The sequence below is a fragment of the Janthinobacterium sp. BCJ23 genome (genome assembly GCF_059617945.1).
Genome location: NZ_JCAQAW010000002.1, coordinates 790921 through 812851 on the forward strand (window position 1 = coordinate 790921; position 21931 = coordinate 812851).

Consider the following 21931-nt stretch of genomic DNA (forward strand, 5'->3'; position numbering starts at 1 on the left):
GCAGTTGACCTTACTGCGACAACACGGCTTGCAGGCGGCGCTGGACGTAATCGGGGTTATTGCCCGCGTTCGGGCAGCCGGCAGGCCCAGGCTGGTTGCAAGCGGTGGCCGTGATGGTCCAGCTGGTCAAGGTGCCGGGTCCCGTGGCCGTGTTGCATTGCACGCTGACGCTGAACGCCGACAGGGTCGTGCCAGGTGGCAAACTGAACGTGGTGGCGCCGATGCACGCCGCACCGGCGGTCAAACCGGCGCTGATCTGCCGCTGCAAACCCCATTCAAGGCCGGCGCGGGCGGCCTGCTCGGCGCGCACGCCCTGCACGTCCATCGCCGATTCCGTCTGCTGGAAGGTGGACATATTCACCATCACGGCCGCCAGCGCGGCCAGCACCACGAGCAGGAAAATGGCCGTGACAAGGCTGAAACCGCGCATGCGGCGCGCGTGGTGGCGCAGCAAGTGCGTCATGGCGTATTCCTCGCCTGCACCTGTTGCACCAGGCGCAGCACGCCAGTATTGCTGTTCGCCGCGCCCAGGCTCAGGCTGATATTCACCAGGCCCCGCTGCACATTGGCCAGCACCGTATAGCTGAAAGCGCACGCCGTCACCTGGCGCGCCAGCAGGGCGCCATTCGCCGCCACCAGCGGCGCGGTGCCTTCCACAGCCGGCTGGGCGGCCTGGATCACATAACCGTCGTAACGGGTCAGGGTCCCGGTCGCCAGATTGCAGGCATAGGTGACGGGCGTCGACACCACCTGGAAACGGTTCGACGGCGACGGCAGCGGCGCGGGCGCCGTCGTGAAAGGATAGCTGCCCAAGGTGACGACACGGCCGGCCACGCCCGTGACGGGCGCGCGGTTGCAGCCATTTACCGCGCTGCACGCATACGCATTGTTCGGCGCGAAAGCTCCACCCAGGTTGTAGACGACGATCTGGTCGCCCACGCTGATCGCCTGGCGCGCGCCCAGCGCATTGGCGGGCATGGCGCCGACGACGGTGAAGCTCGCCGGAACGCCGGCGGCGGGAGGGGTCTCGAAGCTCAACACATTGCCCAGACCGGCCGGATCGCTGTCGCTCAGGTAGCGCCCGCCCGTCTTGGTCAGCAGCAATTCCAGGAACTGGCCGCCGCCCGTCACGCGCACGCTGTTCGGCAAGGCCAGGCGCACGTCGCGCGTCAGGCGGCGCGCCGCCGTATCGGCCGTATCGGCCAGCGCCGCGCGCGCGGTGGTGTCGATATAGCCTTGCACGGGCACGCGGATGAAGACGGCGACCATGGCGCCGATGATGCCCGTGATGACGATCACGATGACCATCTCGACAAGGGTAAAGCCGCGCGGGCGGCGCCTGGTGTCAAGGAAATTTTTCATGGAATACTGTTCGGCGCATAGCGCACGCGATAGCCGTCGAGCACGACCTGCTGGTCGGCATACGGCACGACCACCTGGATACGCAGGCCTTCCGTGGCAGGTAAGCCATTCAGGGCTACGGGAGTGATCGTTACCGATGCAACATATGTCTGGGGGGAGCCGGCAGCCCAGACGGCGCCCTGCGCATCCGTCTTGTAGTCCGTGGCTGCGCCATACGCGCCCACGTAATCATTGACGTTATCGAAAGGACGCCCCGCGCCGCCCGCCTCTTGTCCGGCCACTTCCGGGATAGCGCAGCCGGCGGGGTTGGCGGCCGTTTCCGCGGCCGGGTCTTGCGGATCGCAAAACGTAAACCGCGCCAGCTGGATTTCTTCCAGCATGCTTTCGGCAATCGCCAGCGCCTGCTTGCGCAGCTGCGGGTCGGCGCTGTGTTGCGTCGTCAGGCTCATCACGCCGAGGATGGCGGCCGAAGCCAGGCCGACGATGACGATGAATAGCACCAGTTCGATCAGGGTCACGCCACGTTCACGCTGGCGACGCTGGCTAATGGACATAGCCGGTCTCCCCTTCAACCGTGACGGTACGCGTCAGGCCATTGCTCTGGATGCTGATTTGCAGCGGGCCCGGGAAGGTCGATGCGTCAGGAAACACATTGGCCAGCGCATATGGCTGGCCCAGCGCGTCGAAATAAAAACTTGCCGACTTGACGGGATCGGTGGACATGGTAACGCCGGAAGGACGGCCTTCGCACAGCCAATTGCTACCCAGGCAATGCTGTAGCGTCTCCTTGCTGCCGCTGTTGTTGCCCGTCGGCGGCACCACCTTCTGCTCATCGCTGCAGCCGGCGTCGAAGCACAGGGCCACCTTGTTGGCATCGATGCTGACAAACACGGCACGGTTTTGCGCCACAGCCAGCTTTTGCCCGTAGCGCACGATATTCGTCACCTGGTCGGCAAAACCGCGCGCGTCGAACGTGTCGCGCTGGAAAAACCGGTTGACGGCAAAGGTCGCCAGCAAGCCCGCGATCACCATCACGGCCACCAGTTCGATCAAGGTGAAGCCGCGCGCAGGCGTACGCCTCAGCGAGCCTGGCGGCACTGCGTGGCGATGCGGACAAACTGTCGGTGGCTGCTGCAATGGATGGCCCGTAAAAAAGCCCAACGGGCTGGCGCCTGGGTTGGGCTGGTGGTGCGCAAGGAAGGCTGGCGTGGCCTGACTTTCCTTGTTGTGTGCTTATATGTTTAGCCGCAATTTTCGGCTTTTGCATTGACCGTGATAACAGGTGCTCCGCCTGCAGCGGCAGGCGCCGTGTACACTACCGAGCAGCTGGCGCGTGTCGTGGCCTTGTCTACCGCAACGGTCATGACGGAGCCGGCAAAGGTGACATTGTAATCATCAACCGACAAGCCAGCAGCTTCTTGTATGCCGTCAGCACTGGCCGCAGGATAGCCAAACGCATCCTTGATGGTCTTCCCTTCCATCACGACCGCTTTAGTCGAGTCGCCGTTGACCAGGTATTGCGCATGGTACAGCGCCGCACCCGCCTTGACGGCGCCAGCGGCCGCATTCATCTTGGCCACGCGCGCATCAGTCGACATGTCGATAAATTTAGGAATCGCCGTCGCCGCCAGGATGCCGAGGATCACGATGACGACGATCAGTTCGATCAGGGTAAAACCTGCCTGGGCGCCGCTTTTCATACTACGTAAAGACTTATTCATACCTGCTCTCCAAAATCAAATAAAAACATCAAAACCAACGCCATGAAACTGTCGCTGCACCAGACCAGGAAGCGCGTCAGTTTGCTGCCGAGTCCGGCGATTTCCACACCACGATATCGGGCTCCCGGGAGAGCTTGTCAAGATCGGCGTCCGCACCCGGCAAGGTTACCTTAAATTTCACTGAATCAACCCTTGTAGTGGGAAAAATATTGCCATTACTAAACAAATAGATAATTTTTTGTTCTTTTTTGTCGTACAACCAATTCCCTGCCGGTAATTTTGCAAGGTCCGGCTGCGCGAACTCGCCTAGGTAGTTGGCCGGTTTATCCATCAGCCAGTCGAACGGGTTTTGCCGCGCCAGCGCCGGCATTTTGTCGCGCCGGTCCGCCAGGTACAGCTGCAGCACCTGCACCCGCAAGCTGGTGCGCAAGACGCCGAGCATCTGGGCCACGGCCACCTGCTGCGCCTGCTGCTGGTAATAGCCGACCCGGTTCAACAATACCGCCACTAGGATGGCGAACACGCCCGCCACCACCGCCAGCTCGAACAGCGTGAAACCGCGCTGGCGGAACGGCTTTGCCATCAGTGCAGGGCCGCCCGGCCCAGGTCCCAGATCGGCAAGAAGATGCCCAGCGCCAGCACCAGCACCATGGCGCCGAGGAAGACGATCAAGATCGGCTCGATCTGCGCCGACAGGGTCTTCAATTCATAGTCGACTTCGCGTTCGTACATGTCCGCGATCTCGTCCATCAGGTCGTCGAGCGAACCGGATTCCTCGCCCACGGCGATCATCTGCAGTACCACGGGCGTAAACACGCTGGCCGCGACCGAGGTGCGCAAGATGCTTTCGCCGCGCTCGACACCGTCGCGCATCTGTTCCACGCGCGCGCTCAGATAAGTATTGTCGACCGTTTGCGACACCACGGTCAGTGCCTGCACGATGGGCACGCCGCTCGTGCTCGACAAGGCGAAGCTGCGCGCAAAGCGGGCCATCGTCCCCTTCAGGATGATCTTGCCGGCGATCGGCAGGCGCAGCTTGGCGCGGTCCCATTTATATAAGCCCTCTTTCGTGCGCAGCCAGGCGCGCCAGCCGAAAAAGCCGCCCACGCCCAGCATCAGCAGGATGGGCCAGTACGCCACCGTGAAGCGCGACGTGCCGATCAGGATGCGCGTCATCAGGGGCAGTTCCGCGTGGAAGCTGGCGAACACTTTCTCGAACTGGGGAATGACGAAGATATTCACCACGATCATGGCGGCGAGCATGGCGAAGACGACGAAGGTCGGGTAGCGCGTCGCCGTTTTCACGCGCGCGCGCATGTCGCGGTCGAATTCCAGGTGGTTGAACAGGCGCAGGAACACTTCGTCGAGGCGCCCCGTCATTTCGCCCACGCGCACCATCGATAAGTAAAACGGCGTGAAGATCGTGGGATGGCGCGCCATGGCGGCCGACAGCTCACGCCCCGCGTCGAGCGACTCGCGCACATCCTTGATGATGCGTCCGAACGCTGGGCTGATGGCGGACTCCTGCAAGCCGGCCAGGCCGCGCATGATGGGCACACCCGCCTTGAGCAGGGTGTACAGCTGGCGGCTGAACAGCTGCACGTCCATGGGCGTGACTTTTTTCTCGGTCAGCCTGGCCCACCAGCCCAGCTGGTTGGCGCCGGCCTTCGTCACCGTCTGTTTCGTCGCGCTGATATCGACGGGCGTGCTACCGCCCGCCATCAACTGGTCGGCCACGGCGCCGCTGTCGGCGCCTTCCATCACGCCGGTCAGCAGTTCGCCGCTGGCGCTACGTGCCTTGTAGGAGAAAAACGGCACCTCAATCCTCGCTCTGGTTGCTGATGCGCATCGCTTCCATCACCGTCGTGCGGCCCTGTACCACCAGTTGCACGGCGTGGCGGCGCAAGGTTTCGCCCGCCATCTGCGCCGTCGCCACCTTCATGAAATGCGATGGGTCGGCATGGTTGGCGGCATCGGCCACGGCGCGCGTGATTTCCAGCAATTCGTACACGCCTGTGCGGCCCCGGTAACCCATGCCGTTGCAATGCGAACAGCCCTTGCCGTGGAAATACTGGTTGCGCTCGACCAGCTCGCCCAGTTCCAGGCGCAGCCATTCGTATTCGTTCGGCGTGGGCTGGTACGGCGTGCTGCAGCTTTCGCAGATCACGCGCACCAAGCGCTGCGCCAGCACGGCTTGCAGCGAACTGCCCACCATGTAGCGGGGTACGCCCATGTCCATCAGCCGCAGCGGCGTGCTGATGGCGTCGTTCGTATGCAGGGTCGACAGCACCAAGTGGCCCGTCATGGCGGCGCGCAGGCCGATTTGCGCCGTTTCCTGGTCGCGCATCTCGCCGACGAGCACGATGTCGGGATCTTGCCGCAAGGCCGAGCGCAGCACCCTGGCAAAGTTCAGCTCGATCTTCTCGTTCACTTGCACCTGGTTAATGCCGGGCAAGCGGTACTCGACGGGGTCCTCCACCGTGATGAGCTTTTTTTCCACGGAATTGAGTTCGGACAAGGCGCAATACAAGGTCGTCGTCTTGCCGCTGCCGGTCGGCCCCGTCACCAGCACGAGACCGTTCGGGCGGCTGACGATGGCGCGAAACTGCTGCACCAGCTTGGGCGGCATGCCGATGGCGTCCAGGCGCAAGGTCGTGCCGCCCTGGTTCAGCAGACGCATCACGACGGATTCGCCGTACTGCGTCGGCATGGTCGAAATACGCACGTCGATGCGCTGGTTTTTCACGCGGATGGCGAAGCGGCCATCCTGCGGCAGGCGCTTCTCGGAAATATCGAGGTCCGACATCAGTTTCAAGCGCAGCGCCAGCGAGCTGGCGATCTTGCTGTCCGCTTCCGTCTGCAGGTGCAGCACGCCGTCGATGCGGAAACGGATTTGCAGCCGGCCTTCCTGCGGCTCGATGTGGATGTCCGAAGCGCGCACCTGCGTGGCATCCTCGAACACCGATTGCAGCAGCTTGACGATGGGCGCCTCTTCCAGGCCCGGATTGGCTGCCAGCGCGCCGAAGTCGACGGACACGTCGCCCAGGTCCTGCTCCAGCTCGCGCGTCAGGGTCGAGATATCTTCCGTGCGGCGGTAGATGCGGTCGATGGCGGCCAGCACTTCCGTCTCATTGACCACAGCCAGCTCGATCTGGCGCTTGACCAGGCGCGAAATTTCATCGTACGCGAACAGGTCGGTCGGATCGGACATGCCGACCAGCAAGCCTTCGCGGCGGTCTTCCAGCACCAGCGCGCGGAAACGGCGCGCCTGGGTTTCCGGCAGCAGCCGCACCAGTTCGGGATTGATGTTGAAAAACTTCAGATTGATGTAGGGAATGTCGAGCTGGCGCGCCAGCGCGCCCGAAATCTGCTCTTCCGTGACGAAGCCGTGCTCGACAAAAACGCGGCCCAGCTTGCGTCCCGAACGCTTCTGTTCCGTCAAGGCCTGGCCCAACTGTTCTTCCGTCAGCAGTTTCTGCTGCACCAAAATTTCACCGAGCCGGACTTTCTCTGGCCTTGCCATTGCATACTCCTCGACAAACAAATTCCACAGACGATACACGCCAGCGGCGCGCGCAGGTATTTTATTCCAGAACCTGTTGTTTCTTAAAGAAAATACATTCCAACGTTTGATTTTTGCGCATTTCAACACACTGCAAGGAAACGCTTGCCGCCCACCTGCGCCCGTGGCAATAATGGCGGTCGTTCACCGCCTTTCCTGCCGACCATTGCCCCTATGAACGCCTGCGCCATCGAGTTCCACAACGTGCATCTGCAACTGGCGGGCAGCGCCGTGCTGCGCGGCGTCGACCTGCAGGTGCGCGCGGGGGAACTGTTCGGCCTGGTTGGCGTGAATGGCGCGGGAAAGACGAGCCTGCTCAAATGCCTGCTGGACTTTTGCACGCCAGAGCGGGGAGATATCGCCATCTTCGGCCAGCCGCACCGGCACGGCGCGGCGCGCCAACCGCTGTCGTTTCTGCCGGAACGCTTCCAGGCACCGTATTACCTGACGGGCGGCGATTTCCTGCGCTACCTGTCGCGCCTGCACGATGTGCGCCCCGATACGCAAGCCGTGCAGCAAGCCCTGGATGCGCTGGACCTGGCGCCGGACGCCCTGCTGCGCCCCGCACGCGCATATTCAAAAGGCATGATGCAGAAACTGGGACTGGCCGCCTGCCTGCTGTCGGGCAAGCGGCAACTGGTGCTCGATGAACCGATGAGCGGACTCGACCCGAAAGCGCGCGCGCAATTCAAGCAAGTGCTGCGGCAAGCGCGCGCGCAGGGCCGTGGCGCCCTGCTCACTTCGCATGCGCTGGCCGACGTGGAAGAATTGTGCGACCGCATGGCCATCCTGCATGCGGGCCGCATCGTGTTTACAGGCACGCCCGCCGAATGCCGCGCCCGCCATGGCGGTGCGGCCGGCACCAGCCTGGAACAGGCTTTCCTCAATTGCATCGCGGCATGAACACCGGCACGCAGGTTTCCAGCCACTACGCGCCATCGCCGCACGGCATGTATCTGCGCCATTTCGGCTTGCGCACGGCGCCGTTCGGCATCACGCCGGACCCGGCCTTCTTTTATACGGGCAATACACGGGGCGAACTGCTCGACGCGCTGCTGTATGCCGTCACGCAAGGCGAAGGCATCATCAAGCTGACGGGCGAAGTGGGCAGCGGCAAGACCATGCTGTGCCGCATGCTGGCCGAGCGCCTACCGCCCCAGGTCGACGTGCTGTATTTGCTCAATCCCCGCCTGGAGCCGGACGAAGTCCTGCACGCCATCGCCGCCGAACTGGGCCTGGAACTGGACGACTGCCGCGCCGATGCCGTGCTGCGCGCCCTGCATGGCGAGCTGATCGCCCGGCATGCGGCGGGGCGCCAGGTGGTACTGCTGGCCGAAGAAGCGCAAGCCATGCCGGGCGCCACCCTGGAAGCGCTGCGCCTGCTGACGAACCTGGAAACGGCCAGCCACAAGCTGCTGCAGATCGTCCTGTTTGGCCAGCCGGAATTGCAGCACACCTTGGACTTGCCCCAGTTCCGCCAATTGAAGGAGCGCATCACCCACAGTTTTACCGTGCCGCGCCTGCCGCAAGCCTTGCTGAACGATTATCTGACATGCCGCCTGAGCGCCGCCGGCCGCACGGCGCCGCTCGTCTTCACACCGTCCGCCCTGCGCCGGCTGGCGCACGCGGCGCAAGGCATCGTACGCAGGGTCAATATCCTGGCCGACAAGGCCTTGCTGGCCGCGTTTGCGGACGATTCGCAGGAAATCGGCGCGCGCCACGTGCGCCTGGCCATTGCCGACAGCCCATTTCACCGCCCGCCGTGGCATGCGGGCAAGCTGGTGGCTGGAGTCCTGAGCGCACTGATGCTGCTGCTGGCCGCTGCGCTGCTGTGGCAATGGCTAGCGCCGGGGACGACAGCGGCGATCCCGGCCGCGGTCCCGCGCGCGCCGCTGCCCGCGCCGTCGACGCTGCTCGACAGCAAGCTGGCCGAATCGCGCGGCTGGCTGGCGCGGCAAGGACCGCTGCAACTGGTGCTGCACATCACCAGCCTGCCCGCCACCGAAACGGCCGCGGCGGAAGCTTTCCTGCAGCAGGCACAGCAAGCCATCGGCTTGCGCGACCTGCACGTTTTTCGCCTGCCCGGCGCGGCGTCCGCGAGCGCCGCCGGGCGCCTGGATATCGTCTACGGCAGCTTCGCCGACCGGGCCAGCGCCGAAGCTGTTTGGGCCCGGCTGGCCCCAACGTCGCCACAGAAAATATTGCTGTACGACATAGACAGTATCCGTGCGGAAATGAAAGCCGCGACACCGGCACAAACGGGACGTGGCGCCCCCTGACTTTATTTCGGTATATTGCCTTCCTGGCCCGCACAGCCGATTGCTTTTAGGCGATCATGCTGGGTAAAATTACAAAAGCACAACACGACTTCAAGGGCGAACTTTTCATGAATCAACACCCTATTCCTGTGCTGGCCTCCTGGGTCGCCCTCGCCTGCAGCACCGTGCTGGCCGGCTGCGCCACGCATCAAACGCCGCTGTCGCCTGCCCACATCAATACCCCGCCCCGCCCAGCCGGCGCCATTCCCGAACCGGTGCAGCAAAGCAGCGCGCTGGCCGCGCCCCTGCCAGCACCCAAAGTGGAAACTTACAGCGTCACCGTGCACAAGGTGCCCGTGCAATCGCTGCTGTTTGCGCTGGCGCGCGACGCGGGCATGAATATCGACATCCACCCACAGATCGAAGGCAGCGTCACCCTGAATGCGCTGAACCAGACCCTGCCGCAACTGCTGACGCGTATCGGCAAGCAAGTCGATATGCGCTACGAAATCGATGGCAAGAACCTGACGGTGCTGCCCGACGCGCCCGTATGGCGCAATTACAAGGTCGATTACGTCAACATGGCGCGCAGCACCAACAGCAGCGTGAATATCGCCACGCAAATTTCCACGGCGGGCGGCGGGTCGAACAGCGCCAGCAACCCCGTCGGCGGCACGCAAGGCAGCGGCGGCAACGGCAATAACAACTCGACCACCCTGGTCGTGAATCGTTCGGAAAACAATTTCTGGTACAGCCTGGAAAAGAATATCCGCGACCTGCTGCGCGAGACCACACTCAACGATGTGCAGGTGGACCCGCTGGCGCAGCTGAACCAGCAGTTGACGAGCATGCCCGGTCAACAAGGGCAGCAGGGACAGCAGGGACAGCAAGGCCAGCCTTTCCAGCAGCAGAATCAGGCCGGCAATCAATACGGCAGCCAGGCGCCGATGCAGACTGGCGGCCAGTCTGCGCCAGGCCAGCAGCAGGGCAATACCAACGCAAACCCGTCCCAGCCGCTCGACGCGAACGGCCTGCCGCTGCTGAAACTGGCCAACAAGGGCAGCCCCTCGTCGGTCGTCGTCAACGTGGAAGGCGGCCTGATCGCCGTGCGAGCCACGGGCCGCCAGCACGAAAAGATCGCCGAATTCCTCGATGCGGTATTGCATAGCGCCAAGCGGCAAGTGCTGATCGAGGCGACCATCATGGAAGTGCGCCTGAGCAATGAATACCAGCAAGGCATCAACTGGTCGCGCCTGACGGGCAGCTTGCAGTTGCGGCAGCAGCAAGTGGGTACGACTGCCCTCAGCAGCGGCGTCACGCCCGGCGCCACGCCGGGTATCTTCGTGCTCAATTATCTGAAGGACAGTTTCAGCACGACCATCCAGCTGCTCGAGTCGTTCGGCAAGGTAAAAGTGCTGTCCAGCCCGAAGATCAGCGTGCTCAACAACCAGACGGCCATGCTGAAGGTGGTCGACAACAATGTCTTCTTTACCATCAAGGTAACGCCTGCCGTGATCAGCTCGACGGGCACCATCACCACGCCCGCCACGTATGAATCGAAACTGGAAACCGTGCCCGTCGGCTTCGTCATGAGCGTCACGCCGCAGATTTCCGACAGCGATGAAGTGACCCTGAACGTGCGCCCCACCATCACGCGCATCGTCGGCTATGAGCAGGACCCGAATCCGGCCCTGGCCGCGCTAAACGTGCGCAACCGCGTGCCCGTGATCCAGGCGCGCGAACTGGAGTCGATCATGAAGGTGGGCAATGGCCAGATCGCCGTGATGGGCGGCCTGATGCAGGACTCCGTCGACAATGCCAAGGATGGCGTGCCGGGCCTGTCCAGCCTGCCCCTGGTCGGCAATTTGTTTACCTATCGTAATGAAGCAAGCAGCAAGACGGAACTGGTGATCTTCATGCGCCCCGTCGTCGTCAAGGATGCCAGCGTCGAGGGCGATTACCGCGACTACCGTTATCTGCTGCCCGGCCAGGCGCCGCTCAACAGCCAGCCGTACACGGATGGCCCGCCGGCGCCCGCAGTCCAGCCGCAGGCACGCCTGCAGGGAGACGTCCCATGAGCTTGCTGATGCAGGCGCTCAAGAAAGCCGAGCGCGCCAAGCAGAACAGCCTTTCCGACGAGGAACTGGAAAAGCCGTCCGAAGCCTACGACCAGGTGCTGGAACTGGCGCCGGCCGACGCCCCGCCGCCCCGTCCCGCGCCGGTTGCGCCACCGCCCGTGCAGCCGGCAAGCACCCTGCGCCTGGAACCGCTGCCGGACGCTCCGGCGCCGCAGCCCGAGCCGAGTAGCGCCCAGCCCGGTCCGCAAGCCGGCCCGCCCCCCGAGCCACCGCGCGCCCGTCCGGAACCACCGCCCGCCAAGCCACGCGCCAGCCGCAGCAATCCGCCACCGAAAGGTCCCACCGGTCCCATCAGCGTCGACCCGGCCACCGTGCGCCTGGCCGTGCTGCTGGCGATCCTGCTGCTGGTGGCCGGCTCCATGGCGTACTGGTACTGGCGCGCCAGCAGCAGCCCCGGCGCGGGCGCCAACCTGCCCGGTGTACCCATGCCGCTGACGGACGCCCCGGGCACGTCCGGCGTTGCCGGGCCCATCGTGGTGCTGCCCGGGGCCGGCGGCGCCCTGCCGGATGCCACGGCGCCCGCACCGCTGCCGCAGGACATGCCGCGCGAACAGCGCCAGCCGGCCGGCGCGGCGGAACAGCAGGCGATGATACAGGCCGCCGCGCAAGCGGCCGTGGCCTCCCAGCTGGCGCAACTGCAGCCGCCTGCGCCGCCCAGCCTGCCACCGGTGGCCGCGCCCGACAACAGCCAGATTCAGGTAGTACGCAACGATACGGCGCCGCAGATCAACCCCGGCGTGCAGCAAGCCTACCAGGCTTTCAACGGAGGCCAGCTGGGCGCGGCGCGCCAGCAATATGAAAGCGTGCTGCAGCAGGACGCCAACAACCGCGATGCGCTGCTGGGCCTGGCAGCCGTGGCCCAGCGCGAGAACCAGGGCGCGCAGGCGGCGTCGCTGTACGTGCGTTTGCTGGAAATCAATCCCGATGATGGCGTAGCGCTGGCCGGCCTGATCGGCCTGCGCCAGGGCGACGTCGTGCAGAGCGAGGCAAAACTGAAAGCCATCCTGGCGCGTACCCCCGACAGCGGCCCCGTGCTGTTTGCACTGGGCAATGTGTACGCCAAGCAGCGCCGCTGGAACGAAGCGCAGCAGCAATTTTTCCGCGCCTACAGCGCCGCGCCCGGCAATCCCGACTATGCCTTCAACCTGGCCGTGGGCCTGGACCGGCTGAACCAGCCGAAACTGGCCGCCACCTATTACCAGCGCGCCTTGACCCTGGCGCAGACCACGCCGGCCGCGTTCGACCAGGCCGTCGTGCAAACGCGCTTGCGCGAACTGGCCGAGCCGGCCACCATCACACCCCGTCAGGAATAAGCATTACATGGCAGAACAGGCAAAACTTCCGCTGGGCAAATTGCTGATCCAGAAAGGCGTGATCAGCGAAGACCAGCTGCGCATCGCCCTGATCGAGCAGCGGCGCAGCAGCGAACCGCTGGGCAAGCTGCTGATCACGCTCGGTTTCGTTACGGAAGCCACCGTGCGCGAGGCGCTCAGCGAAAACCTGAAACAGGTCAGCGCGGACCTGTCGAGCCTGGTGGTCGACGCCATCGCCCTGAAACTGATCCCGAAGGACGTGGCCAAGCGCTATCGCGTCTTCCCCATCGTGTATGAACGGCAGGCGGACAATCTGATCCTGGCCATGGCCGACACCAGCAACATCGTCGCGCTCGACCAGATCAGCGCCATGCTGGTCAAGGGCATCACGATTTCCACCGTGCTCGTCAACGAGTCGGACATTTCGCGCGCCATCGACCAGTACTATGGTTTTGAACTGTCGATCGACGGCATCCTGCATGAAATCGAAACGGGCGAAGTCAGCTACCAGAGCATGGCCTCGCCGTCGGACGAGTACAGCCAGCCCATGGTGCGCCTGATCGATGCGCTGCTGGCCGATGCCGTGCAAAACGGCGCCTCGGACATCCATTTCGAACCGGAACAGTCGTTCCTGCGCATCCGCTACCGCATCGACGGCATCCTGCGGCAAATCCGCAGCCTGCACAAATCGTACTGGCCGGCCATGGCCGTGCGCCTGAAGGTGATGTCGAACATGAATATCGCCGAGGCGCGCGCGCCGCAGGATGGGCGCATCAGCATCAAGTTTTCCGGGCGGCAAATCGACTTCCGCGCGTCGGCGCAGCCCACCACGCATGGCGAAAACTTCGTGCTGCGCGTGCTGGACCGTCAGAAAGGCATCGTGCCGCTCGATGCCCTGGGCCTGGCCGAGTCGGAACTGAACTTGCTGAAACTCATGATCGCGCGGCCCGACGGCGTGATCCTCGTGACGGGTCCGACGGGCAGCGGCAAGACCACGACCCTGTATTCGATCATCAATCACATCAATACGGAAAGCGTCAACATCATGACCTTGGAAGACCCGGTCGAGTATCCGATGAACATGATACGCCAGACCTCCGTCAACGAATCCGTCAAGCTGGGCTTTGCCGACGGCATCCGCTCGATGATGCGGCAAGACCCGGACATCATTTTAGTTGGCGAGATCCGCGACCGCGAAACGGCGGAAATGGCCTTTGCCGCCGCCATGACGGGGCACCAGGTGTATTCCACCCTGCACACGAACTCGTCCATCGGCTCCATCTCGCGCCTGCTCGATATCGGCATCCTGCCCGATATCATGGCCGGCAACATCATCGGCATCGTGGCGCAGCGCCTCGTGCGTCGATTGTGTCCGCACTGCAAGGAAACCGTGATCGCCGACGACGTCGAGCGCCGCCTGCTGGGCCTGGCGGCAACCGATGCGCCCGTGTCCATCTGCCGCGCCGTCGGTTGCGAGCGCTGCGCGCACCAGGGCTACAAGGGCCGCCTGGCCATCATGGAAATCCTCAAGATGACGGCCGAACTCGATGAATTGACGGCGCGCCGCGCCAGTTCGCGCGAATTGAAAAACGCGGCGCGCGCGGGCGGCTTCAAGGGCATCGTCGACGACGGCATGCGCCGCGTGATGGAAGGCGTCACCACGCTGGAAGAAGTGGGCCGCGTGGTCGACCTGACGGAAAGGCTGGCCTGATGGCGCAATATGTCTACCGCGCCATGGATGCCGCCGGCACACTGATTCCCGGCAGCATGGAGGCGGCCAACGTGCCGGACCTGGAAGCGCGCCTGCACCGCATGCAGCTCGACTTGATCGACTGCAAGATCACGGGCCAGTATCTGGTACTGCTGGGCAAGCGTGTCATCCACCGCCGCGACCTGATCAATTTCTGCTTCCACATGGAGCAATTGACGGGCGCGGGCGTGCCCATCCTGGATGGCTTGAACGACTTGCGCGAAAGCACGGACCACCCGCGCCTGCGCGAAGTCGTCACGGATCTGATCGAAAGCATCGAAGGCGGTCTGCCCCTGTCGGGCGCGCTGGCCCAGCATGGCGACATCTTCGACGCCACGTTCACCAGCCTGATACTGGCGGGCGAACAGAGCGGCAAGATCGCCGAAGTCTTCAAGAACCTGTCGGAAAGTCTGAAATGGCAGGACGAGCTGGCCTCGCAGACGCGCAAGATCATCATGTACCCGGTCATCGTGGCCATCGTCGTGGCGGCCGTGACGTTTTTCCTGATGATCTATCTGGTGCCTCAACTGACGGCGTTCATTCGCAACATGGGCGGCGAGCTGCCGCTGCACACGCGCGTGCTGATTGCCGTGTCGAATGTCTTCATCAATTACTGGTATGTGCTGCTGGCCTTGCCCGTGCTGCTGTTCTTCGGGCTGCGCGCGCTCATCCGCCGCAGCGAGGCGGCCCGCTATGCCTGGGATGGCTTGAAGCTGCGGCTGTGGCTGGTCGGACCCGTGCTGCACAAGATCATCCTGGCCCGCTTCGCCACGTTTTTCGCCCTGATGTATGCTTCCGGCATCACGATACTCGAATGCATCCGCCTGTCCGAAGGCATCGCCGGTAACCAGGTGGTGGCGGCAGGCCTGCGCCGCGCCGCCCAGCTGATCAGCGAGGGTTACGGCGTGACGGCCGCGTTCCAGCACACGGGCATCTTCCCGCCGCTCGTGATCCGCATGCTGAAGGTGGGCGAGGCCACGGGATCGCTGGACACGGCCTTGCGCAATGTCAGTTACTTTTACAACCGCGAAGTGAAGGAATTGATTGAAAAAGTGCAAGCCATGATCGAGCCGACCATGACGGTCATCCTGGGCCTGCTGCTGGGCTGGATCATGCTGTCGGTGCTGGGGCCGATCTACGACACCATCAGTACAATCAAGACCTGAGGCCGCCGTGTTCCGCAAACAATTACTCTACATCACCAGCGACGCCCTGTGCGCCTACGACTGGGACCACGGCGTGCTGGGCCAGGGCCAGGCCTTTCCCGCCAGCGCAGCCGGGCTGGACGGTTTCGCCGCGTGGCTGGAATACCCGCAGGCGCACCGCCTCGACGTGCCCGCCTACCTGCTGACGGACTTGATCGAAGAGGATTTCCAGCGCCAGCTGCTGCCCCACGTGCGCGGCAAGGCGGGCCGAGCCTTGCTGGAGCGGCGCAAGCAGCAACTGCACCGCGATACGCCCTACCGGGGCAGCACCCTGCTGGGCCGTGAAAGCACGGGCCGCCACGACGACCAGGTGCTGTTCTTCGCCCTGACCAACCCATCCTTGCTGCAGCCGTGGACGGAGGCGCTCGAGCACCTGCGCGTGCCCGTGGCCGGCATCTATTCGACCAGCCTGCTCAGTATCGCGCTGGTCAAAAAGCTGTCGATCGCGCATGAACACTTGCTGCTCGTGACGCAGCAGTCGGGCGGCTTGCGGCAAAGCTACTATGAAAAGGGCCAGCTGCGCTTTTCGCGCCAGACGGCCACCATCGCACTCGACGGCGTGGCCGTGAATATTGCGCTGGAAACGGAAAAGACGCGGCAATTTCTGACCAGCACGCGCATGCTGGCGCGCGGCGACGTCTTGAATACCGTCATCCTGGCGCCGGCCGCGCAGATCGCCAAGCTCGAACTGCTGTGCGACAACGGCGTCGAAGTGGCTTACCACTTCATCGACCTGCAGCTGGCCGCCGAAAGAGTGGGCTTGCGCAAGACGCCGGCGCTGGCCGATGAATTGCTGCTGACCTTGCTGGGCAAGCATCCGCCGTCCAGCCACTATCCGCCAGGCGCGCTGGCCCGCTACTACCACTTCCAGCGCGCGCGCAAGACACTGTATGGCGCCAGCACGCTGATCGGCGCGTCGGCAGCCCTGTGGTGCGCGATTAACTTGCTCGGCGGCATAGCCGACGGGGCCGCCATCCAGCGCCTGGCGCAGGAAACGGCGTCCTACCAGGAACGCTACCGCAGCGTCATGTCGACCCAGCCGCCGGCGCCAGCCAAGACGCAGAACATGAAAGTGGCCGTGACCCTGGGTCACATGATCGCCAGCCAGGCGCCGGAGCCGGGCCGGCTGCTGGGCATGCTGAGCGCCGCACTGGACCAGGCGCCGCAGGTGGCGCTCGGCCAGCTGCACTGGCATGCGGGCCAGGCGCCCACGCGCGTAGCCGGCAATCAGCCACCGCAACAGCAGCAGCAACAAAGTACGGGCGGGACGACCGGCAGCGCCCTGGCCGGCATTCCCGTCGCGCCGCCGCAGGCGCTGCGCCTGGAAGCGGACGTGGCCATGCCGAACAACGATTACCGCGCGGCCCTGGCCGCCATCACGGCCTTCGCGCAAACCCTGGCGCGCCAGCCGGGCTTGCAGGTGACGATCGAGGAAACGCCGCTCGACCTGCGCCCCAGCGCGGCCCTGTCCGGCAAGAGCGCCGTGCCGGCGCCAGCCAGCCAGGCCCGCTTCACCCTCTTGCTGGCGTGGCAGCCATGAGCGGCCCCGTCAAGCAGCCGCCCCTGCCCGGCATGCAGCGGACCAGCACGCCCGCGCGCGCCCTGCCCGCCTGGCTGGGCGAACTGCACCTGATACGCCGCGCCCTGCTGTGCTTTACCCTGACCATGCTGGCCAGCCTGGTGCTGCTGAGCCTGAGCATCGCCTACCGCGAACGCGAGGCGCAGCAGCTGGACCTGGCCCAGCGCACGCGTTCGGCGGCCGCCATGCTGTTCAACCACGTGGAAGCGGAGAAGCAGGAAATCCGCGCCTATGAACCGCGATTCCTCGCCTTGCGCCAGCGCGGCCTGATCGGCGAGGAAAACCGCCTCGCCTGGATCGACGCCATCCGCCGCAGCCAGGAACAGCGCAAACTGCTGCCGATCAGCTATGACATCAGCCCGCAGCAAGGGCTGCAAGTGCCATTGCCCATGGTGATGGGGCAATATCATTTGCGTGGCAGCCGCATGCGCCTGCAGATGGATTTGCTGCACGAGATGGATTTGCTGAACCTGCTGGACGATTTGCGCCAGGCTGGCTATTTCGCCGTGCAGGATTGCACGTTCAAGCGCCATGCCACGGCCGGCGCCGGGCCAGGCAGCGGCGGTGCGAGCGGGGCGGCGCCCACCTTGGGCGCCGAATGCGAGCTGCTGTGGCTGACCCTGGGCAGCACGCCCGTGCCGGGGCGGCCATGAAGCGCACCCTCGTCCTGTGTGCGCTGCTGGCTGGCGCGGCGCTCACGGCCCAGGCGCAGCCACCGCAACTGGGGCGCTTGTTCCTGTCGCCCGAGCAGCGCGCCCAGCTCGACGCGCAGCGCTACGGCCCGCCGGCGCCCGATCCGGCCCTGGCGGCACCACCGTCCCCGCCGCCGCCACCGCCGCCCGCCCCGCCCGTGGAATTGAATGGCGTGGTACAGCGCAGCAGCGGCCGCACCACCGTCTGGCTGAACCAGGAAGCACAGAACGAACCGCACAACCACCTCGCGCGCGACAAGTCGGGCACGCCTGGCACCCTGACCTTGCGCCTGTCGAACGGCCAGGTGTTGCTGCTCAAACCGGGCCAGCGCTACGATCCGGCCAGCGGCACGGTCACCGAGGCGCCGCCATGACGCCGCGCCAAGCGCATCGTCAACCTCGTCGCCAGCGCGGCGCCGCCCTGTTGCTGCTGGTGGCCGTGCTGGGCCTGGGCACGGCCAGCCTGCTGATCAGCGCCTTCGGGCGCAACACGGGCGAAGCCGAACGCCAGCAGCGCACCCTGGCCACCCTGGCGCAGGCGCGCGACGCCTTGCTGGGCTTTGCGGCGACCAATGGCCGCCTGCCCCGTCCGGCCGCCTCCGCCCTCGACGGGCGCGAACGGGCCGCCGACTGCGCCAACGATACCGAGTGCAGCGGCTTTTTGCCGTGGGTGGCGCTGGGCGTGGATGGCGTGGATGCCTGGGGCAAGCTGCTGCGCTACAGCGTCACGCCGGAAATGGCGCGCGCGCCCATCGTCTCGTTTTCCGCCGTCGCCAACAGAGTCGTGCTCACGCGCGACGGCCGCGGCACCTTCGCCTTCGTGGCAGGACAGGAGCAGTGCGACGTCAGCGCCCAATGCCTGCCCGTCGTGCTGTTCTCGCAAGGCAAGGATCACTATGGCACGGCCGCCAGCGGCGTGCCGCAGATCAATACGGCGCGCGGCAATATCGATGAAGCGGCTAACGACAGCGCCAGCCGCAGCTTCATCACCCGCCCCGCCACCGGACTTGCCACGCTGCCCGGTGGCGCCTTTGACGACATGCTCACCTGGATTACCTTGCCTACCCTGTACCAACGCATGCGCGCCGCGCGCAACCTGCCATGAGCGCCCGCCATCCGCGCCGCCAGGGCGGCTTTTCCCTGATCGAGATCGCCATCGTGCTCGTCATCGTCGGCCTGATGATAGGCGGCCTGGTCACGCCGTTGACGGTGCAACTGGAACAGCGCAAGGTGGCCGAGACGCAGCAGGCGCTCAATGAAGCGAAGGAAGCGCTGACGGGCTACGCGCTGCGCTACGGCTATCTGCCGTGTCCCGCCATTTCCGCAATGAGCGGCCTGGAAGACCGGCGCGGCACGCGCTGCACGGGCGAAAAACGCGCGGGCTTCCTGCCCTGGGCCACCCTGGGGCTGCGCCAGGGCGACAGCTGGAACAATCTGTTCCGCTACAGCGTCACGCCGGCCTTCAGCGACAGCGAGCAGCAGTTCAACCTGGGCACGCCGCGCGACATCAGCATCGTCACGCGCAACGGCGGCGCGCTGCTGCAGGCGACGGCCTTGCGGGACATCCCCGCCATGATCATGTCGCATGGGAAAAACGGCTTCGGCGCCACGGGCGTGCAGGGGCAGCGCCAGGCTGTGCCTTTCGGTAACAATGTCGACGAGCGCAACAATGCATCGAACGCCACCACCTTCATCAGCCGCGCCGCCAGCGGCCCGCAGCAGCCGGGCGGCGAGTTCGACGATATCATCGTCTGGCTGTCGCCCAACATCCTGTTCAACCGCATGGTGGCGGCGCAAAGGCTGCCCCGCTGATGCCCATGCTCTTGCCCTCGTTCACCATCGCCCGCTACACGCTGCTCGAAGCGTTGCGCAGCCGCCTGCCGTGGCTGTTCGTGCTGGTGGCCTGCGCTTGCGCCGGCCTGGCCGGCTTCCTGCAGCAACTGGCACTGACGGAAAGCGGCGCCGTGCAAACGTCCCTGCTGGCAGCCGCCTTGCGCCTGGCCAGCGTCTTCCTGCTGGCCACGTTCATCATCACCAGCATGGCGCGCGAAGCGGCCGACCGGGGCCTCGAATTGCTGCTGGCGCTACCCATGCCGCGCGCGGCCTACCTGCTGGGCAAACTGCTGGGCTACGGGGCGCTGGCGGCCGTGCCCGCCATGCTGTTCGGCCTGTTGATGGCGCTGTTCGCCGCGCCCGCGCAAAGCGCGCTGTGGGCGCTGTCCCTGCTGGGCGAACTGTGGATCGTCGCCGCCTTCAGCCTGCTGTGCGCGGCCAGCCTGCATCAGGCCTTGCCTGCGCTGGCCGCCACGGGCGGCTTCTATGTGCTGGCACGCATGCTGGGCAGCCTGCAACTGCTGGCGCACGGCCCCCAAGCGGGCGAGTCATGGCCGCAGCGGGCCACGGCCGGCGCCATCGACGTGCTGGCCCTGCTGCTGCCCCGCCTCGACGCCTTTACGCGCACGGAGTGGCTGCTGTACGCGACTGGCGACTGGCAAGCCCTGGCCGGCGTGGCGGCGCAAACGGCCATCTATGTGGCCTTGCTGGCCAGTTGCGCGCTGTGCGACTTTTACCGCAGGAACATCTGATGGCCGCCGCCCAGCGTCCCTGGAGCAGCGTGCCGCGCCCCCTGTGCTGGCTGCTGGCGGCCTGCCTGCTGCTGCAGCTGGGCTGGCGCCTGGCGCAGCAGCACGCCCCCGCACAGGCACGGCCCCTGCCCGCCGCGCCGCCGGCAAGCGTGGCGCGCCTGGTCAGCCTGGGCGAACCGCTGGCCATGTCGAAGGCCATGCTGCTGTACCTGCAGTCGTTCGAGGACCAGCCCGGCGTCAGCCTGCCGTGGCGCGCGCTCGACTATGACCGCCTGGCCGGCTGGCTGGAGACGGCGCAAACGCTCGATCCGCGCAGCCGCTACGCGCTGGTGGCCGCCAGCGAAGTGTACGCGGGCGTGGCCGATCCACAGCGCGCGCGGCGCATGCTGGCCTTTGTCGCCGCCAGCTTCACGGTAGACCCGCAGCAGCGCTGGCCCGCCATGGCGCAGGCGGTGCTGGTGGCGAAGCACCAGCTGCACGACCTGCCGCTGGCGCTCGGCTATGCGCGCGCGCTGCGCCAGCTGGCGACGGGGCCGCACGTGCCGCCGTGGGTGCGCGAAATGGAAGCGTTCATCCTGGAAGACATGGACCAGCTCGACAGCGCCCGCCTGGTGATTGGCGGCCTGATCGCCAGCGGCCAGATCAGCGACCCGCACGAGCTCGCTTTCCTCGCGCGCAAGCTCGACGAACTGGCCAAAAAGAAAGCCAGGCCATGCGCGCGCGGCGCCATTTGCAGTAAACTGCCATTCTGAAGACGCCACACCAGGCACCAGCACTTTTTTCCAAGGAAATCCCATGCTCCCACGCCGCCAGCACGGCTTTACGCTCGTAGAAATCGCCATCGTCCTGGTCATCATCGGCTTGCTGCTCGGTGGCGTGCTCAAGGGACAAGGCTTGATCGACAGCGCCAAGGTGAAAAACATCATCCAGCAGTCGAATGCGCTGACGGCCGCCGTCAACGCCTACCAGGACAAGTTCCGCGCCCTGCCCGGCGACGATATCCAGGGCACCGTGCACGTGCCCAATTCGGCCGGCAACGGCAATGGCGATGGCCAGATCGGCGACGGCCAGCCGCGCGAATTCACCCTGGCGCCGCAGCACCTGGCGCTGGGCGGCTTCATCACCGGCTCGTTCAACGGCACCTCGCAATTCATGACCAGCGCCCAGGGCGGCGCCGTCTACCTGTACAACGACGAAGTGGGCGGCCGGGCCGGCAACGGCATCCGTTTCGACAACCTGCCTGAGAGCTACGCCGAGCAGATCGACAGCAAACTCGACGATGGCGTGGCCAGCACGGGCAGCGTCCGGGCGAACATGCCCTATGGCAATGCCGGTGCTATCATTCCCCGCACCGCCGTATTTTTCTGAGCCACCAGTCACTATCAAAGGAATACCATGCCAATGCACCGCACACTCATCGTCTCCCTGGCCGCCTGCGCCGCGCTGGCCGGCAGCGCGCAAGCCCAATACGTGGGACCGACGGCCGGCCCGGCCGCGCCCGCCAGTGTGGCCGCCATCCTGAAAAATCCCGTCGACGACCAGGCCGTCGTACTGCGCGGCAATCTGCTGCGCAAAGTGGGCAACGAGAAATATACGTTCTCCGACGGCACGGCGGAAATCCGCGTGGACATCGACGACAAGGTCTTCATGAACCGCAAGATCGACGCCAAGACCCGCGTGGAAATCCGTGGCGAAGTGGAAAAAGATTTCATGGAAAGCCCGGAAATCGACGTCGACGTTCTGACAGTCGTCCCGTAAGCTGCCTT

Annotated in this window: 23 protein-coding genes; 15 read left to right on the forward strand and 8 right to left on the reverse strand. The window is 65.1% G+C overall.

What is annotated here, in order from left to right; genetic code table 11:
- Positions 1–10 precede the first annotated feature (10 nt).
- The 8 genes from AC54AG_RS09590 to AC54AG_RS09625 form a co-directional block, all read right to left on the reverse strand.
- A complete protein-coding gene (locus AC54AG_RS09590; RefSeq protein WP_496630157.1) occupies positions 11–463 on the reverse strand; it encodes an agglutinin biogenesis protein MshP in 453 nt (150 codons plus the stop codon).
- Complete coding sequence (locus AC54AG_RS09595; RefSeq protein ID WP_219329959.1) at positions 460–1362, reverse strand: prepilin-type N-terminal cleavage/methylation domain-containing protein; 903 nt, start codon at positions 1360–1362, stop codon at positions 460–462. Before AC54AG_RS09595 ends, AC54AG_RS09590 begins: the two co-directional genes overlap by 4 nt.
- Positions 1359–1916 carry a type IV pilus modification PilV family protein gene (locus tag AC54AG_RS09600; RefSeq protein ID WP_070305050.1) on the reverse strand — a complete coding sequence of 186 codons (558 nt, stop codon included), beginning with the start codon at positions 1914–1916 and terminating at the stop codon, positions 1359–1361. The genes AC54AG_RS09595 and AC54AG_RS09600 overlap by 4 nt, the downstream gene beginning before the upstream one ends.
- Positions 1906–2460: a pilus assembly FimT family protein gene (locus AC54AG_RS09605; protein WP_070305075.1), complete on the reverse strand. Its 555-nt coding sequence runs from the start codon at positions 2458–2460 to the stop codon at positions 1906–1908. Before AC54AG_RS09605 ends, AC54AG_RS09600 begins: the two co-directional genes overlap by 11 nt.
- Before the next feature lie 143 nt (positions 2461–2603).
- Positions 2604–3083 carry a type II secretion system protein gene (locus AC54AG_RS09610; RefSeq protein ID WP_070305051.1) on the reverse strand — a complete coding sequence of 160 codons (480 nt, stop codon included), beginning with the start codon at positions 3081–3083 and terminating at the stop codon, positions 2604–2606.
- A gap of 76 nt (positions 3084–3159) precedes the next feature.
- Positions 3160–3666, reverse strand: coding sequence for a type II secretion system protein (locus tag AC54AG_RS09615; protein WP_331776302.1), 507 nt, complete (start codon positions 3664–3666; stop codon positions 3160–3162).
- Positions 3666–4901: a type II secretion system F family protein gene (locus AC54AG_RS09620; RefSeq protein WP_219329961.1), complete on the reverse strand. Its 1236-nt coding sequence runs from the start codon at positions 4899–4901 to the stop codon at positions 3666–3668. The genes AC54AG_RS09615 and AC54AG_RS09620 overlap by 1 nt, the downstream gene beginning before the upstream one ends.
- Position 4902: 1 nt before the next feature.
- Entirely contained in the window at positions 4903–6606 is a 1704-nt protein-coding gene (locus AC54AG_RS09625) for a GspE/PulE family protein (protein WP_070305056.1), read from the reverse strand.
- 213 nt (positions 6607–6819) lie between these two features.
- Here AC54AG_RS09625 and AC54AG_RS09630 point away from each other — a divergent pair, with 213 nt between their 5' ends.
- The 15 genes from AC54AG_RS09630 (at position 6820) to AC54AG_RS09700 (ending at position 21923) form a co-directional block, all read left to right on the forward strand.
- The gene (locus AC54AG_RS09630) at positions 6820–7548 is read left to right on the forward strand and encodes an ABC transporter ATP-binding protein (protein ID WP_496630159.1); all 729 of its coding nucleotides are present in this window, start codon (positions 6820–6822) and stop codon (positions 7546–7548) included.
- Positions 7545–8924: an ExeA family protein gene (locus AC54AG_RS09635; protein WP_496630160.1), complete on the forward strand. Its 1380-nt coding sequence runs from the start codon at positions 7545–7547 to the stop codon at positions 8922–8924. The genes AC54AG_RS09630 and AC54AG_RS09635 overlap by 4 nt, the downstream gene beginning before the upstream one ends.
- A 107-nt stretch (positions 8925–9031) precedes the next feature.
- Complete coding sequence (gene mshL / locus AC54AG_RS09640; protein WP_496630161.1) at positions 9032–10981, forward strand: pilus (MSHA type) biogenesis protein MshL; 1950 nt, start codon at positions 9032–9034, stop codon at positions 10979–10981.
- The gene (locus tag AC54AG_RS09645) at positions 10978–12354 is read left to right on the forward strand and encodes a tetratricopeptide repeat protein (RefSeq protein WP_496630162.1); all 1377 of its coding nucleotides are present in this window, start codon (positions 10978–10980) and stop codon (positions 12352–12354) included. Before mshL ends, AC54AG_RS09645 begins: the two co-directional genes overlap by 4 nt.
- A 7-nt stretch (positions 12355–12361) precedes the next feature.
- Positions 12362–14065 (forward strand): GspE/PulE family protein, encoded by a 1704-nt coding sequence (locus AC54AG_RS09650; RefSeq protein ID WP_496630163.1) that lies wholly within the window; start codon positions 12362–12364, stop codon positions 14063–14065.
- Positions 14065–15270: a type II secretion system F family protein gene (locus AC54AG_RS09655; protein ID WP_034755309.1), complete on the forward strand. Its 1206-nt coding sequence runs from the start codon at positions 14065–14067 to the stop codon at positions 15268–15270. The genes AC54AG_RS09650 and AC54AG_RS09655 overlap by 1 nt, the downstream gene beginning before the upstream one ends.
- A 7-nt stretch (positions 15271–15277) precedes the next feature.
- Positions 15278–16849, forward strand: coding sequence for a hypothetical protein (locus AC54AG_RS09660; protein ID WP_496630164.1), 1572 nt, complete (start codon positions 15278–15280; stop codon positions 16847–16849).
- On the forward strand, positions 16846–17541 hold the full coding sequence (locus AC54AG_RS09665; protein ID WP_496630165.1) for a hypothetical protein: 696 nt from the start codon (positions 16846–16848) through the stop codon (positions 17539–17541). The genes AC54AG_RS09660 and AC54AG_RS09665 overlap by 4 nt, the downstream gene beginning before the upstream one ends.
- Positions 17538–17954 carry a hypothetical protein gene (locus AC54AG_RS09670; protein ID WP_070304935.1) on the forward strand — a complete coding sequence of 139 codons (417 nt, stop codon included), beginning with the start codon at positions 17538–17540 and terminating at the stop codon, positions 17952–17954. Before AC54AG_RS09665 ends, AC54AG_RS09670 begins: the two co-directional genes overlap by 4 nt.
- Positions 17951–18685: a hypothetical protein gene (locus AC54AG_RS09675; protein ID WP_496630166.1), complete on the forward strand. Its 735-nt coding sequence runs from the start codon at positions 17951–17953 to the stop codon at positions 18683–18685. The genes AC54AG_RS09670 and AC54AG_RS09675 overlap by 4 nt, the downstream gene beginning before the upstream one ends.
- Positions 18682–19392: a type II secretion system protein gene (locus AC54AG_RS09680; protein ID WP_139089609.1), complete on the forward strand. Its 711-nt coding sequence runs from the start codon at positions 18682–18684 to the stop codon at positions 19390–19392. The genes AC54AG_RS09675 and AC54AG_RS09680 overlap by 4 nt, the downstream gene beginning before the upstream one ends.
- Positions 19392–20165, forward strand: coding sequence for an ABC transporter permease (locus AC54AG_RS09685; RefSeq protein ID WP_496630167.1), 774 nt, complete (start codon positions 19392–19394; stop codon positions 20163–20165). Before AC54AG_RS09680 ends, AC54AG_RS09685 begins: the two co-directional genes overlap by 1 nt.
- Positions 20165–20917 carry a hypothetical protein gene (locus tag AC54AG_RS09690; RefSeq protein ID WP_496630168.1) on the forward strand — a complete coding sequence of 251 codons (753 nt, stop codon included), beginning with the start codon at positions 20165–20167 and terminating at the stop codon, positions 20915–20917. The genes AC54AG_RS09685 and AC54AG_RS09690 overlap by 1 nt, the downstream gene beginning before the upstream one ends.
- Before the next feature lie 43 nt (positions 20918–20960).
- Positions 20961–21533: a prepilin-type N-terminal cleavage/methylation domain-containing protein gene (locus AC54AG_RS09695; RefSeq protein ID WP_034755294.1), complete on the forward strand. Its 573-nt coding sequence runs from the start codon at positions 20961–20963 to the stop codon at positions 21531–21533.
- Positions 21534–21566: 33 nt separating this feature from the next.
- Positions 21567–21923, forward strand: a complete 357-nt coding sequence (locus AC54AG_RS09700; protein WP_496630170.1) for a YgiW/YdeI family stress tolerance OB fold protein — start codon at positions 21567–21569, stop codon at positions 21921–21923.
- The last annotated feature ends 8 nt before the right edge of the window (positions 21924–21931 follow it).

Excerpts from the sequence above, each read along its gene's own strand:
- AC54AG_RS09590 (WP_496630157.1), bottom strand. The coding sequence starts at position 463 with ATGACGCACTTGCTGCGCCACCACGCGCGCCGCATGCGCGGTTTCAGC.
- AC54AG_RS09700 (WP_496630170.1), top strand. The coding sequence starts at position 21,567 with ATGCACCGCACACTCATCGTCTCCCTGGCCGCCTGCGCCGCGCTGGCC.
- mshL (WP_496630161.1), top strand. The coding sequence starts at position 9,032 with ATGAATCAACACCCTATTCCTGTGCTGGCCTCCTGGGTCGCCCTCGCC.
- AC54AG_RS09655 (WP_034755309.1), top strand. The coding sequence starts at position 14,065 with ATGGCGCAATATGTCTACCGCGCCATGGATGCCGCCGGCACACTGATT.
- AC54AG_RS09690 (WP_496630168.1), top strand. The coding sequence starts at position 20,165 with ATGGCCGCCGCCCAGCGTCCCTGGAGCAGCGTGCCGCGCCCCCTGTGC.
- AC54AG_RS09665 (WP_496630165.1), top strand. The coding sequence starts at position 16,846 with ATGAGCGGCCCCGTCAAGCAGCCGCCCCTGCCCGGCATGCAGCGGACC.
- AC54AG_RS09635 (WP_496630160.1), top strand. The coding sequence starts at position 7,545 with ATGAACACCGGCACGCAGGTTTCCAGCCACTACGCGCCATCGCCGCAC.
- AC54AG_RS09595 (WP_219329959.1), bottom strand. The coding sequence starts at position 1,362 with ATGAAAAATTTCCTTGACACCAGGCGCCGCCCGCGCGGCTTTACCCTT.
- AC54AG_RS09600 (WP_070305050.1), bottom strand. The coding sequence starts at position 1,916 with ATGTCCATTAGCCAGCGTCGCCAGCGTGAACGTGGCGTGACCCTGATC.
- AC54AG_RS09675 (WP_496630166.1), top strand. The coding sequence starts at position 17,951 with ATGACGCCGCGCCAAGCGCATCGTCAACCTCGTCGCCAGCGCGGCGCC.
- AC54AG_RS09630 (WP_496630159.1), top strand. The coding sequence starts at position 6,820 with ATGAACGCCTGCGCCATCGAGTTCCACAACGTGCATCTGCAACTGGCG.
- AC54AG_RS09685 (WP_496630167.1), top strand. The coding sequence starts at position 19,392 with ATGCCCATGCTCTTGCCCTCGTTCACCATCGCCCGCTACACGCTGCTC.
- AC54AG_RS09615 (WP_331776302.1), bottom strand. The coding sequence starts at position 3,666 with ATGGCAAAGCCGTTCCGCCAGCGCGGTTTCACGCTGTTCGAGCTGGCG.
- AC54AG_RS09695 (WP_034755294.1), top strand. The coding sequence starts at position 20,961 with ATGCTCCCACGCCGCCAGCACGGCTTTACGCTCGTAGAAATCGCCATC.
- AC54AG_RS09670 (WP_070304935.1), top strand. The coding sequence starts at position 17,538 with ATGAAGCGCACCCTCGTCCTGTGTGCGCTGCTGGCTGGCGCGGCGCTC.
- AC54AG_RS09645 (WP_496630162.1), top strand. The coding sequence starts at position 10,978 with ATGAGCTTGCTGATGCAGGCGCTCAAGAAAGCCGAGCGCGCCAAGCAG.
- AC54AG_RS09650 (WP_496630163.1), top strand. The coding sequence starts at position 12,362 with ATGGCAGAACAGGCAAAACTTCCGCTGGGCAAATTGCTGATCCAGAAA.
- AC54AG_RS09610 (WP_070305051.1), bottom strand. The coding sequence starts at position 3,083 with ATGAATAAGTCTTTACGTAGTATGAAAAGCGGCGCCCAGGCAGGTTTT.
- AC54AG_RS09680 (WP_139089609.1), top strand. The coding sequence starts at position 18,682 with ATGAGCGCCCGCCATCCGCGCCGCCAGGGCGGCTTTTCCCTGATCGAG.
- AC54AG_RS09625 (WP_070305056.1), bottom strand. The coding sequence starts at position 6,606 with ATGGCAAGGCCAGAGAAAGTCCGGCTCGGTGAAATTTTGGTGCAGCAG.